We start from the raw sequence: 11,309 nt of genomic DNA, 5'->3' as shown, positions 1-11,309 counted from the left end.
CCTCAGGTGTGGATGTTGAGGGGGTTCGTGTCTAGCCAGACGCCGTCGGCGCTGACAGGTCGAAAGCCCATGCCGGTAAGCAGTCGAGCCTGCGCCCTCGAGACCTGGATGCGCTCTGCGCCGTCGTCTCCAGCCTGATGGACACATACCCAGGCGAGGTCGCGAGACACGGCCTCTGGCGTGCCAGTAGCGATGTCCAGCGCGGCGAGCTGCGCGTCGCCGTTCGCGTGCCTGCTGACGACAGCCTGACCGACCACCGGCTCACCGCGCGCGTTTCTCACGCTGGCCCGAAGCCAGGTGATGAGCATTCCGCGCTCAGCAAGTTCTCGAGGGAGTCTGACATCCCAGCCGAAATGGGCCAACCACGCGCCATCCCCAAACACCCGGGAGACGGAGTACCGGCGGTCGTGCTCATACTCTGGCCCGTGAAGTTCGATGTAGCCGGTCCTCTGGCGTCGCTGGGCCCGACCGACATACCCGGTGTCCAACTCCTCGGCCAGCCACCACGACACCTCGATGGCCCACTGCTCAGCCGAGGCAACCGGCTCACCGGTACTCAAGCCCACACCCGGAGACCACGGGATCACGACGCCGAACACGTGCCGGTTCCTGCGCCACCGGAACAGCACCAACAGGTGCGCACTCTCAGGACGTACCGCGATGAGCCGGAATCCGTCGGCGAACCCCCGCCCGCTCAGCAGGGGTTCGAGCGCAGCAATGCCTTCATCCCGTGAGTACGTCATCGCGACAGTTTGGCAGGACGAATACGAAGAATCGGATCGACCACTCGCACGGAAACCGCCGACGAGGCCCTCGGCCCACGCCCCAGAGGGCCGCCTGCGAGGCGTGTCCGTCACCCAACCGACGTGCAGCACAGGTGTCAGGTGTCGGTGCGGCAGTCCCATATGGGCACATGCTCGGACTCCGAGTTGAACCCGCTCCCGAAGCAGCTACCCAGATCGGTCCCGGACAATACGTCGCCGCGAGGTGGCACCCGAAGGAGCATCTGGCCGTGTTGCGGACGGACCGCGTGCGCTGGGTCGTGGGATGCTGCGCGCGTGATCAAGAACGATCCCCCCGCCCAAGAGAGGGCTGATCGGTCGAGCACGGTGCGGGTCGTTGTGTTCGGCGCGGCAGCAAGTGGCCTGGCATACATCGCCGGAGCCGTTGTCCATGAGGCGACGCAGTCGGACGTTCTACGGATCCTGGCCATCGGGGTCGTCATCGCGGTCGTCATGGTGTTGGGCCGCCCGTACACGTCTCGGCGAGGTTGAACCCCGCCGAGGCGCCCCTGTCGTTCTTCCAGGGCAGGCGACGGCTCGTCGCTGCTTGGAGGGCTTGTCCTTGCGGGGCAGGTCTAGGCTTCGGGGTGTGCCCGAGATGATCGAGGTCATCACCGAGATTGCTGCACCCTGCGCCGTGGTCTTCGATCTGGAACTGGATGTTGATGTCCACGCTGCATCTCTCGCTGGCAGTCGTGAACGAGCCGTGACTCTCAACGGGCGGCGCGCGCTGCAGCTCGGCGACGAGGTCACGTTCCGCGCCCACCACTTCGGTGTGCCATGGCGGATGAGCAGTCGCATCACCGCGTACGAGCGTCCTCGACGATTCGTTGACGAGCAGACCAGCGGCCCCTTCACGTCCCTGCGCCACGAGCACCTCTTCGACGCCGTGACCGATGAGCACACGCGCATGACAGACCGACTACACATCACCGCGCCCTTCGGATACCTCGGCGCTGTCACTGGCCGCATCCTCCTCGCTCCCTACCTGCGCCGGCTCCTGTGCCAGCGGGCAGCCCACATCAAAGCTCTGGCAGAGGCGACAGGAACGACCGCGTAATGCAGTCGCCCCTAGCGCGCGACACATGTTGGCGTAGGCGATCGCAGAGGATGAACGTCGACAGGCGCACCACCAAGGGGCATCCGAGTAGGGTTCCGTTCGCGGCCGAGCAGCCGGTAAGGCACCACACGGGTCGTCCCTCACGGGTTCGAGAAGGGCTGCAAGTAGACCCCGGTGATGCGCCGCCGAACGCACGCACATGCCGCGGGTCGTCTCGCTGCGTAGAGGGCCTGCCGCTGAGCCGGGGCGTGTTGGTGGGTCCATTGTCCCGGGGGTGAGGTGCCCAGGTAAAGCAGTGGCTTGAACGGGGGCCAGTCCACGAGGATGCGGGCATGAACGACCGCGACGGGGTGAGGAGCTGGTCCACGGAGGACGGAGCGGTCATGAAGGCTGTGCAGCGTCCTGACGGGGCCTGGTCGATCCGGTTGCCGGAGGACCGTGTCGCGGCATGGGCGGCTCTGCTGTCCATGGTGACCTCGGACCTCAGCGGTGCGCTGCTGGTGTCCCGGCCGGGCGGTCAGAGCGTTGAGGTCGATTCGGTGTTGCGCCGGGCCGGATTCACGCCCGCGAGGTCGGAGACAGTGTGGAGGCTACCGGTGGCGGCACTCCTGGCAAGACCGTCAGTGCGGACGGTGCATCGGATCGTCCCCGTGACCTCGTTGGAAGCGCACTCCGTCGCAGCCTTGGACAACAGCATCCGGCGCGACATTCCCGGAACTGGTGGGTGGGTGGGCACTGGTGCGCAACTCACCGCGTCGCTGGACGACCCAGAGTTCGATCCAGCCCTGTACCTGGTGGCTCAGCACTCGAAGAGCGGAAGCCTGGACGGACTCATCCGCGTCTGGAACCGTTCCCCCGAGCCGAGACTAGGGTGCATAGGGGTCACGCGACCCTGGCGCCGCACCCGACTGGCACTCACCCTCGTCCAGCAGATCGCCGGGACCTTGTACGCCAGGGGCGTCACCCACATCACGGCCGAGACCGACGCGACCAATCACGATTCACACCTGATGGTCACCCACCACGGGGGTGAGCCCGTTCAGACAATCATCGAGTGGCAGAACACACGTCCCGGCCAACCAGTCTGAGCGCAAGAGACGCACTACGTTGCCGATGGTCGTCAGGTCGACCTTGTGCGGAGGAGTCGATGGACCGTTGCGGTCTTGGCGTGCGTGTAGTCGTTCCAACCCGAGGTCTCGGCCTGTGCCGCCCTCTTCGTCTGGAGGTACTCGGCCCGGGCGTCTGCATCTCGGCGCAGGAGGTCGCGAAAGGCGATCCGTCTGAGCCACTGTCTGCTGTCGCTCTCCACGACATGGATCACACACACTCGCCGACCTGACTTCCGGCGAGTCAACCACTCATGCCCCTCGCGCTGACCCTCGAGGACGAAGCCGCCGACAAGCAGACGGTTGCCAACGCTTGCGACGTGACCAGGCGCCACTCCGACCAAGACGTCCACGACATCCTTCGACGGCAGATCTGGGACCGCCGTTGACCCGATGTGCTCGATGCGAACCTCATCCCCGACAAGCTTACGCACTTCTCCGACCAGCCCCTGGAAACGCTGAGCCCATTCGACAGGACGACACTCGACCAGCTCCACACGCTCGGCATCCACCTCGCCAGTATGGCTGTCCCCGCGCTCACTATGCGTGATTCCGCTGCGGGTCGCGGGACCCGGCGCATGGCCGTCGGGTTGGATGGAGGCATGCATAACGACGCGGATCGCAGGCTACTTCTCCAGCGCCAACTCAGCATCATGTGGAGTTTCGCCGAGGAGTTCGTCCTCGGCGAGATCGACGAGGAGCTAGCGCTCTGGGAGCCTTCAACGAACGTCTGTACCGTTCATCGACGGCAGGACGGTTGGGTCGCGGACTGGCCTGACGAGGACAACCCTCCTCTGCCGGAGGTGACCATCGCGTGGCTCTTATGGCACATCGAGTGGTGGTGGAGCGACACCATCTCCCGCGTCACCGACGGAACGCCGATCGCGCCGGAGGATCACCGTTGGAGCGGAGGCACGGCCGGTATCGCAACGGCCAAGCAGCAGTGGGACACGCTCCTGGCTGCCACCGACCTGGATGACCCTGTGGACTGGCTGATGCCAGACCCCCAGCCCCTGTGGTTCGTCGCATCCTGGGTCAATGTCGAGCTGACGAAGAACCTCACCGAGATCAACCAGGTGAAGATGCGCCGAGCCAATCTCCACTCGTGACGCGTTGCCACAAGACCGACACCGAGTTCACCCTCGTGCGGTGCCCCCGCAACGACCGGGTGGCACAGGTGTAACCGGTTGGTGCAGCAGTGCTCTCCGTTCCACACTATGCAGTAGCGTTTCGGCAGTGTCCCGCGCTCCGGACCCCCACGCGGGGACGCAAAGACGAACGGATGTCGGACTGCCTGCCTGGATGCGGTGGCCATACCTCGTGCTGGGCGTCGTCTCGATCGCCGTCGGCGTCGTTTGGAATTGGCGCGAAGGCCTCAGTCACCCCCTAGCCTGGGTCAACTACATCATCGGCGCCTGCTGGCTTTTCGGCTGGGTGGCAATCTTGCGCTCCCGGCGCTGGCTCCCCGCGCCGAATGCGGATGACGCCGGATAGAAGATTGGGCGGAGCGGGACACAAAAGGTTCTCGCCCCGGCGCCTTCGGTCTCGCGACCGCTCATGCCGCGGCGCGATTGCCACCGACATTGCGGAGCGTTGGAGACGAGCGGGCATCGGCGACGCCGTGTTGGGCGTCAGGTTCCGCGTTGTGACCGTAGGTGCTGAGCAGCCAGTGCCGTCCGGGACGTCAACGCGTTCGTGCGGAGTAATGATGCGATGTGGACTGCGATGGTGCGTGGGCTCAGGTCGAGGTGCAGAGCGATCTCACGGTTGCTGAATCCTTCGACCAGGAGGTCGAGGACACGCGCCTGTGCCTGAGTGGCGACGAGGGGTTGCTCTACCTGGATCGCTTCCTGCTCGACCTGGTCAAGCAGCCAGCCGGGCCAGTCGCGCAACAGTGCACGGGAATGTCCGAGCTCATGCGAGGCCGCAGCCAACCGTCCCTCCCGTCGATAGGTGCGTGCCAGCGCCAGGTGAACGCGTGCTTGCGAGGGTGCTGGAAGTCGACGGTCGAGGACTCGCTGGGCGCGTTCCGGGTCGATGTTTTCGCCTCGGAGGTCTGCCAGGATCAGTGCCGCCTCGTCTGTCGCCCCTGCGAGTCCCCCTGGCAGGGCCAGGACCAGAAACTCCTCGACAGCCGTGGTGGGATGCCCACTCTCCAGTGCGATCCAGGCGGCCAGCCAGGCACGGTGCGGACGTGAGGCGTGACCTTCCGGGGTAGTGCACCGGGCATACGCCCGCAGGGCGGACCCAAGGTCACCCGCTCCAGCAGTGGCTGCGAGTACCCCACCGAGGTAGGCGTAGGTACGCACCCACGGGAGGTCCACCGCAACGGATAATGTATGGGCGCGGGAGCCCAGCTGGCGTGCCTGCTCGGACCATCCCCGGTGCCAGGCCAGGAGCGCGGCCTTGGTGAGGACGGCGACCACCTCATTCCGGTCGTCCTCGTCAGCGATCTGCTCCCGAGCGCTGCTCCAAGCCCGCTCCCACTGTCCGCAGTCCACGCCAAGGTCCACTGCGACCCGCAGAAGGTTGCCCGGTTCCGGGTTGCCCCGTAGCAAGGTCTTGGCCTCGCTCACCCGCATCCAGGCCTCGACCTGCGACGGTATCGACCGCATCGTGGGGGCTAGCTCGTGCAGTCGCATCACGAGAGCGTTGTTGACGGCACGGGAGGCCACCCCTGTGCCAGTCAGGTGAGCGTCCCGTGCGATGGCGTCAAGCACCTCGAGGGCCTCCGACAGACTCATTCCCTCCGCCGCGAACGGTCCATCGTCGGCCACCGATGCGAGAGTCACCCGGGCATGGGCCAGAGCTTCGTGCGACCAGCGGTCCAGGTCGTGGTGGCTGGCGAGGTGTCTAGCCACGGTGATCGCCTCACGGGCCACGTGGGCCGCCGGTTCGGGCTGTTCAGCCAAGAGGTGGAGGCCGGCGCGTGCCGCCAGGACGCCAAGGCGTAGCGTCTCGTCCTCTCCAGCCAGGGACCCAGCTTCTGCCAGCGCAGCCCATGCCTCGTCCCCGTGGCCTGCCCGCCAGGCGCGGTGGCTGCTGGACAGCAGCTCGTGAACCTCCTGAATCGTCACCTACGCATTATTGACTAGAGCGGGTTCTGCGTCTTCCACCATGCTCGCTCGGGTGAGTACCCCCGCACTGCGCGCAGATGGCCTGACCCGGACCTACCGAGTCCGTGGTCGTCCCGACCGGATCGCCCTGGACGGCGTCAACCTCAGCCTCGACTCCGGCGCTGTCCATGGACTACTCGGGCCCAACGGCGCTGGAAAGACCACCCTGTGCCGGATCGCGAGCACGGTGCTCACGCCCTCATCCGGACAGCTCCTCGTCCATGGTCACGAGGTGGAGCGGGATGCGAACCAGGTGCGCCGCATGATCGGCATCGTCTTCGGTGGGGACCGCGGCCTCTATGGTCGCCTCACCGCCCGCGAGAACCTGGAGTTCTGGTGCTCGATGAACGGCGTCCCCAGGTCGCTGACGCGCGCCCGCGTCGATGAGCTGCTGGAGCGCCTGGGTCTGACGGCCCGGACCGACGAGCTGGTCGAGACCTTCTCGCGGGGGATGAAGCAACGTCTGCACCTGGCCAGGGGCTTGGTGGCCGACCCGCCCCTGCTGCTGCTTGACGAACCGACGGTGGGAATGGACCCGGTCTCTGCTCACGAGTTCCGCCGCCTGATCAGTGCGCTACGCGCAGAGGGTCGCACCGTCCTGCTCACTACCCACGACATGGCCGAGGCTCAGGCCTTGTGCGACACGGTGACCTTCATCGACGCTGGCAAGATCGTCGGGACCGGCACCCCGGAAACTGTCCGCGCGCTGCGTACCCAGGGCGGTGTGCAGGTCCGGGTGCACGACCTGACACCCGCCTCCCATGACCGCCTCGTCCGGGCGCTGCCCCAGGTCGACGCCAAGCACGACGACCAGGCGAGGACCACCGACCTGATCGTTGACACAGGCGTCCTCTCGGACGTGGTCGGGACCGTGCTGTCGCTGGGCCACCATTCAGTCACGACAGGGAACTCGGACCTGGAAGACGTCTACCTCGGCCTGCTGTCGGACCGGGACGGGACCGCACGGGGGATGGACGTCTGATGGGTCTGTACCTCGCTGGCTGGCGCCTACAACTGCAGAGTATGCGCGGCAACCCCGACTGGTTCCTGGCCCTGCTGATCGCACCCCTGCAGACCATCGTCTTCGTGACGATCTTCCAGCACGCTGGCCGAGGGGATCTCACCGCCTACGGGGTCCTCGCCCCTGCGCTCATCGCACTGTGGGGTCTGTCCCTCCAGACCTCGGGCGAGCTGATCACCCACGAGCGAGAGAACGGCTCCCTGGAAGGGCTGCTGGGCGCGCCTGGCCGCTTCGACGTCGTCATGCTCGGCCGGATCAGCGCAGTGACGACCCTGTCGCTCCTCGCCTTCGCCGAGTGCTGGCTCACCGGATGGCTGCTCACCGGACAGTTGCTGCCGGTCTCCCACCCCGGCATGTTCGTCCTCACCGTTCTGGTCACTGCATGGGCGATGACAGGTTGGGCCGGGGTCATGGCCTCGGTCTTCGTCCTGACCCGCTCGGCCCGGACCTTCCAGAACTCCCTGAGCTACCCCTTCTACGTGCTGGGTGGCGTGCTGGTCCCCGTGAGCATGCTGCCCGACTGGTTGCACCCGCTCACCCGGCTGGTGTTCCTGTCCTGGTCATCGGACCTGCTCCGGGACAGCCTCACTCCCGAAGCCCTGAGCGGCCCTTGGCTGGCACTGGGTGCTATCGCCGTGCTCGGGCTGGCCGGGTACGCCCTCAGCCACCACTTGCTTCACCGCGCCCTGGCCCGCGTCCGCACCACCGGAAGCCTGACCCATGCCTGAGACCACCCTGCCCTCCACGACCACGATCAACCACGCACGGATCATCCTGGCGGCCGCCCGCGGTGCCATGGCCGACCTGCGCACCATCTACACCCCGCTCACCTGGACCGTAGGCTGGCTGGGACGAGTCATCATGCAGGTCATCTTCTTCGCCCTTATCGGCACCCTGCTCGACGACCGCGACGCGATCATCTACCTCTTCATCGGCCAAACGGTCATGGCCACCGTCACCGAATGCTTCATGGCCATCCCGTCCACGACCTGGGAACGCCGAGCGGGCACCCTAGCGTTGCTCACCGCCGCCCCCGGCCCGCTGTGGCCCGTATTCGTCGGCCGATCGCTGCAATGGTTGCCCAGCGGTATCGCCACCGGCTCCATCGTTCTGCTCGCCATCGGCCCGCTCTTCGGACTCACCTGGTCACCGGGGGCTGCACTCCTGGTCGTGCCGCTGCTCGCGGTTGTCGCCGTCACCATGTATGCCGTCGCCCTCACCCTGGCCGCCTTCGTCCTGCGCGGTCCACGATGGCGCAACGTCACCTCCAACGTCTCAGTCCTAGGGGTCATGCTGCTCAGCGGTGCAACCGTGCCCCCCAGCACCTGGCCGGTATGGCTGGAGACGGTCGGACAGTCCCTTCCGGTCACCCACGCACTCCACGCGATCAGGATCGTCCAGAACCAAGGACCCTCGGCAGAGATCCTGCCCCTGCTGGGGACCACGCTCCTTCTCGGACTCATCTGGTACGTCCTGGCCATCCTCGCCTTCACCCACTTCGGCGAGACAGGCCGACGCCAAGGCAGCATCGACTACGCAGAATGACACCCCCATGCCCAGGCAGAAGACTTGCGGGCGCGTCCGAAGACACTCCATCCTCCAGTCGAGACTGCTGAACGGTTCGCCACGGTCATGGTCGCCGGGCTGGCCCCGTCAGACGCGAGCTTGGGGGGCAGCCCTACCGCACCCACCGACTTCAGGGGGGCAGCGTAAGGTCCGGTTGGGCATTGACCACGGAGCCCTTGGCTGACCACAGCGAGTAGTGACGATCGGCCGCTCCCGGCCGTACTCGGAGACACCAGGAGCCGCACGAAGCGCAGCCGTGGATACCGGCAGCTGGTTCACCTGTCGGCAGGTGCGACGCGCGCTGGGAGGGTGATGTCTCTGCTCAGCCGCTGGGTGAGTGCTCTGTCACGCTCGGCGGTGGCGTGCTGGTAGCGCAGGGCGACCGAGACGTCGGTGTGGCCGCCGCGGTGGAGCAGCTCGGCGAGGGTGGCCCCCTGTTCGGCGTACTTGCTGAGGCCGGTGTGTCGCAGGTTGTGGAAGCGGAACCCGGGCCGGCCGGCTGCGTCACGAGCCGCCCTCCACGCGTTGTCGAGCGCGGTCTGCGAGACGCGCGCCCCTCGGGCCCCTGTCAGGACCGGTGCGATGTGGCCTGCCGGCGTGTAGGTCTCCAGATGCTGCCGCAGGGCAGGCAACAGCGCGTCCGGGATGGCGACCGTCCTGACGCTATCCGCCTTCGGCGGCGTGAGGGCGTTGGCCTTCACGTTCCACTGCCGTCGGACGTGCAGCACGGCGCGCTGCGGGTCGTCCAGGTGCTCCAGGTCGCGGCGCTGCAACCCGAGCAACTCACCGATGCGCAGGGCGCACCACGCGGCCAGCGGGATCGCGATCTGCAGATGTGCCGGCATCGCCTCGGTGAAGGCCCGCACCTGCTCCGGGGAGGCGACGTCCCCGTGGTCGTCCTCGGGGCGGACCCGGCGGTGCTTGGCCGCGGCCGGGAACTCGAAGTGCTCCAGTCCCCCGGCCTTCGCCTTCACCGCCGCGTTGAGCATCGAGCGCAGCACGATCACCACGTTGGGCGCGATGCCGTTGACGCGGGCACCGGGGTGGCGTCGCGACGGGCGGCGGGCCAGGGCGGCGAGATGCGCGGCGACCTGCTCGGTGGTCAGCTCGATGAGCGTCACGTCCCCGAGGTCGGGCAGCACGTGGTTCCTCAGCACGGAGCGGTAGGAGACGACGGTGGCGCGGGAACGCTCAGGGTCCGCCTCGAGGTTCGCCAGCCACGTCTCGGACCACTGCTCCAACGTCATCGCCTCCACCTGCGCTCGCGCGGCGGCCGCTTGCCGCTCGGACCGTCGCTCGGTCGGCGGGACGAACGTGCCACGCGCCGCGTCGGCCTTGGCGATGTACAGAGCCGCCTTGGCATCGGTGATGGTCTGGAAGACCCCGAGCGAGTGGGTCGTGCCCTCGTAGTCCATCCGGACCCGGTAGCGCCCTCTGAACGGGACGATGCCGCGCGGCAGTTTGGCTCTGGTGTCCCGCGTGCTCACGTCTTCCGCCTCCGGACCCGGCCAGGGTGTGTCAGCCCTGTGTCAGTTTTGTGTCAGTTTTCGTGGTCGTCTGAGCATACGAGTGACCACTCCTGTCCGGACGCACGAAACCCCCAGATCCGCGCCGTTGTGCGGAATCTGGGGGTTGACGTGCGACAACGCGCACAGCGTGAGACACGTGGGTGGAGGTGGCGGGAATCGAACCCGCGTCCGTCGCCGAGAAATCAGGGCTTCTCCGGGTGCAGTGCGCTCAGGATTTTCTCGGCCCCAGGGCTCGCGCGCACACGTTCCCTGACAGGCCCAGCCGAGTTGGAGTCCCACGTGATCCCTCGACAAGATCACGCAGCAAGTCACCTAGCTGATGCCAGTTACTGAGACGGTGACGAGCTCAGGCTGACAGACTTCGGGCTCGCTCAGGCGGCGAGGGCGAAGTCGCTGCGCTTGGAATCGGCAGCTATTGGTTTCGCAAGGAGCGTTGACGAGATGACCTTGCATCCTCGACCCGCTTCCCCTGAAGTGTCGTGCGACGTCGAAACCGATCACCCCCATGGGGGTGTCTCACGCTGTGCAGTTGTCAAACCCACGCCCTGCGGCGCGGGAGGTCAGTCTACGGGGTCAACGCCCCGGGGTCCACGGAGATTCCGCTCGGCTCAGCCGTGGCGCTTGAGGTGGGCCGACATCGCCCGGTCCGCCTCACGCCGGTCCTGTCGCTCCCGCAGCGTCTGGCGCTTGTCGTGGATCTTCTTGCCCTTCGCCAACGCGATCTCGACCTTGGCCCGACCTTCGCTGAAGTACAGCGACAGCGGCACGATGGTGTGCCCGGCCTGCTCGGCCTTGGCCACCATCTTGTCGATCTGCTCCCGGTGCAGCAGCAGCTTGCGCCGCCGCCGCGCCGCGTGGTTGGTCCAGGTGCCCTGGGTGTACTCGGGGATGTGCACGTTCTCGAGCCACAGCTCCCCGCCGTACTCCACGGCATACCCCTCGGCCAGGCTGGCGCGTCCCTGACGCAGCGCCTTGACCTCGGTCCCGGTCAGCACGAGCCCGGCCTCGACGGTGTCCTCGATGAGGTACTCGTACCGGGCCTTCTTGTTGCTGGCGACCAGCGTGCGCTTCTTCTTCTCCTGAGCCATGACCGCCCAAGTCTAGGCGAGACGCGACGCCGAATCTCCCG

11 protein-coding genes and 1 other RNA gene are annotated in these 11,309 nt (G+C 66.8%); 6 read left to right on the top strand and 6 right to left on the bottom strand.

The window, feature by feature from the left end:
- Nucleotides 1-2: 2 nt before the first annotated feature.
- Nucleotides 3-743, bottom strand: coding sequence for a hypothetical protein (locus ACI3EY_RS17205; protein ID WP_405041275.1), 741 nt, complete (start codon nt 741-743; stop codon nt 3-5).
- Nucleotides 744-1,371: 628 nt separating this feature from the next.
- Here ACI3EY_RS17205 and ACI3EY_RS17200 point away from each other — a divergent pair.
- Both ACI3EY_RS17200 and ACI3EY_RS17195 read left to right on the top strand, forming a co-directional pair.
- Nucleotides 1,372-1,842 (top strand): SRPBCC family protein, encoded by a 471-nt coding sequence (locus ACI3EY_RS17200; protein WP_405041274.1) that lies wholly within the window; start codon nt 1,372-1,374, stop codon nt 1,840-1,842.
- A 332-nt stretch (nt 1,843-2,174) separates the two neighbouring features.
- On the top strand, nt 2,175-2,930 hold the full coding sequence (locus tag ACI3EY_RS17195) for an N-acetyltransferase (RefSeq protein ID WP_405041273.1): 756 nt from the start codon (nt 2,175-2,177) through the stop codon (nt 2,928-2,930).
- A gap of 32 nt (nt 2,931-2,962) precedes the next feature.
- On the opposite strand, the gene ACI3EY_RS17190 is transcribed toward ACI3EY_RS17195, so the two are convergent.
- Nucleotides 2,963-3,445, bottom strand: a complete 483-nt coding sequence (locus ACI3EY_RS17190) for a GrpB family protein (protein WP_405041272.1) — start codon at nt 3,443-3,445, stop codon at nt 2,963-2,965.
- Here ACI3EY_RS17190 and ACI3EY_RS17185 point away from each other — a divergent pair.
- On the top strand, nt 3,344-4,057 hold the full coding sequence (locus ACI3EY_RS17185) for a DinB family protein (protein ID WP_405041271.1): 714 nt from the start codon (nt 3,344-3,346) through the stop codon (nt 4,055-4,057). The two genes, ACI3EY_RS17190 and ACI3EY_RS17185, sit on opposite strands and share 102 nt — an antisense overlap.
- Before the next feature lie 522 nt (nt 4,058-4,579).
- Here ACI3EY_RS17185 and ACI3EY_RS17180 read toward each other — a convergent pair.
- Complete coding sequence (locus ACI3EY_RS17180; RefSeq protein ID WP_405041270.1) at nt 4,580-6,025, bottom strand: LuxR C-terminal-related transcriptional regulator; 1,446 nt, start codon at nt 6,023-6,025, stop codon at nt 4,580-4,582.
- Between the two features lie 52 nt (nt 6,026-6,077).
- Here ACI3EY_RS17180 and ACI3EY_RS17175 point away from each other — a divergent pair, with 52 nt between their 5' ends.
- Genes ACI3EY_RS17175 through ACI3EY_RS17165 form a run of 3 tightly spaced genes read left to right on the top strand, consistent with a single transcriptional unit; the run spans nt 6,078 to nt 8,630 of the window.
- Nucleotides 6,078-7,046 carry an ABC transporter ATP-binding protein gene (locus ACI3EY_RS17175; protein WP_405041269.1) on the top strand — a complete coding sequence of 323 codons (969 nt, stop codon included), beginning with the start codon at nt 6,078-6,080 and terminating at the stop codon, nt 7,044-7,046.
- Nucleotides 7,046-7,813 (top strand): ABC transporter permease, encoded by a 768-nt coding sequence (locus ACI3EY_RS17170; RefSeq protein ID WP_405041268.1) that lies wholly within the window; start codon nt 7,046-7,048, stop codon nt 7,811-7,813. Before ACI3EY_RS17175 ends, ACI3EY_RS17170 begins: the two co-directional genes overlap by 1 nt.
- On the top strand, nt 7,806-8,630 hold the full coding sequence (locus ACI3EY_RS17165) for an ABC transporter permease (RefSeq protein ID WP_405041267.1): 825 nt from the start codon (nt 7,806-7,808) through the stop codon (nt 8,628-8,630). The genes ACI3EY_RS17170 and ACI3EY_RS17165 overlap by 8 nt, the downstream gene beginning before the upstream one ends.
- 296 nt (nt 8,631-8,926) lie before the next feature.
- Here ACI3EY_RS17165 and ACI3EY_RS17160 read toward each other — a convergent pair whose 3' ends face one another.
- The 3 genes from ACI3EY_RS17160 to smpB form a co-directional block, all read right to left on the bottom strand.
- Nucleotides 8,927-10,138, bottom strand: coding sequence for a tyrosine-type recombinase/integrase (locus tag ACI3EY_RS17160; protein WP_405041266.1), 1,212 nt, complete (start codon nt 10,136-10,138; stop codon nt 8,927-8,929).
- Between the two features lie 180 nt (nt 10,139-10,318).
- Nucleotides 10,319-10,685, bottom strand: a transfer-messenger RNA (tmRNA) gene (gene ssrA / locus ACI3EY_RS17155).
- A 103-nt stretch (nt 10,686-10,788) separates the two neighbouring features.
- Entirely contained in the window at nt 10,789-11,268 is a 480-nt protein-coding gene (gene smpB / locus ACI3EY_RS17150) for an SsrA-binding protein SmpB (protein WP_405038195.1), read from the bottom strand.
- Between the last annotated feature and the right edge of the window lie 41 nt (nt 11,269-11,309).

The organism is Serinicoccus shuyuelongi, from assembly GCF_045032955.1.
GTDB lineage: Bacteria > Actinomycetota > Actinomycetes > Actinomycetales > Dermatophilaceae > Ornithinicoccus.
This window is presented reverse-complemented; position numbering and strand designations above follow the sequence as displayed.

What these genes read in the sequence shown, in the direction of transcription:
- ACI3EY_RS17205 (WP_405041275.1), bottom strand. Translation starts at nt 743, where the DNA reads ATGACGTACTCACGGGATGAAGGCATTGCTGCGCTCGAACCCCTGCTG.
- ACI3EY_RS17195 (WP_405041273.1), top strand. Translation starts at nt 2,175, where the DNA reads ATGAACGACCGCGACGGGGTGAGGAGCTGGTCCACGGAGGACGGAGCG.
- ACI3EY_RS17170 (WP_405041268.1), top strand. Translation starts at nt 7,046, where the DNA reads ATGGGTCTGTACCTCGCTGGCTGGCGCCTACAACTGCAGAGTATGCGC.
- ACI3EY_RS17165 (WP_405041267.1), top strand. Translation starts at nt 7,806, where the DNA reads ATGCCTGAGACCACCCTGCCCTCCACGACCACGATCAACCACGCACGG.
- smpB (WP_405038195.1), bottom strand. Translation starts at nt 11,268, where the DNA reads ATGGCTCAGGAGAAGAAGAAGCGCACGCTGGTCGCCAGCAACAAGAAG.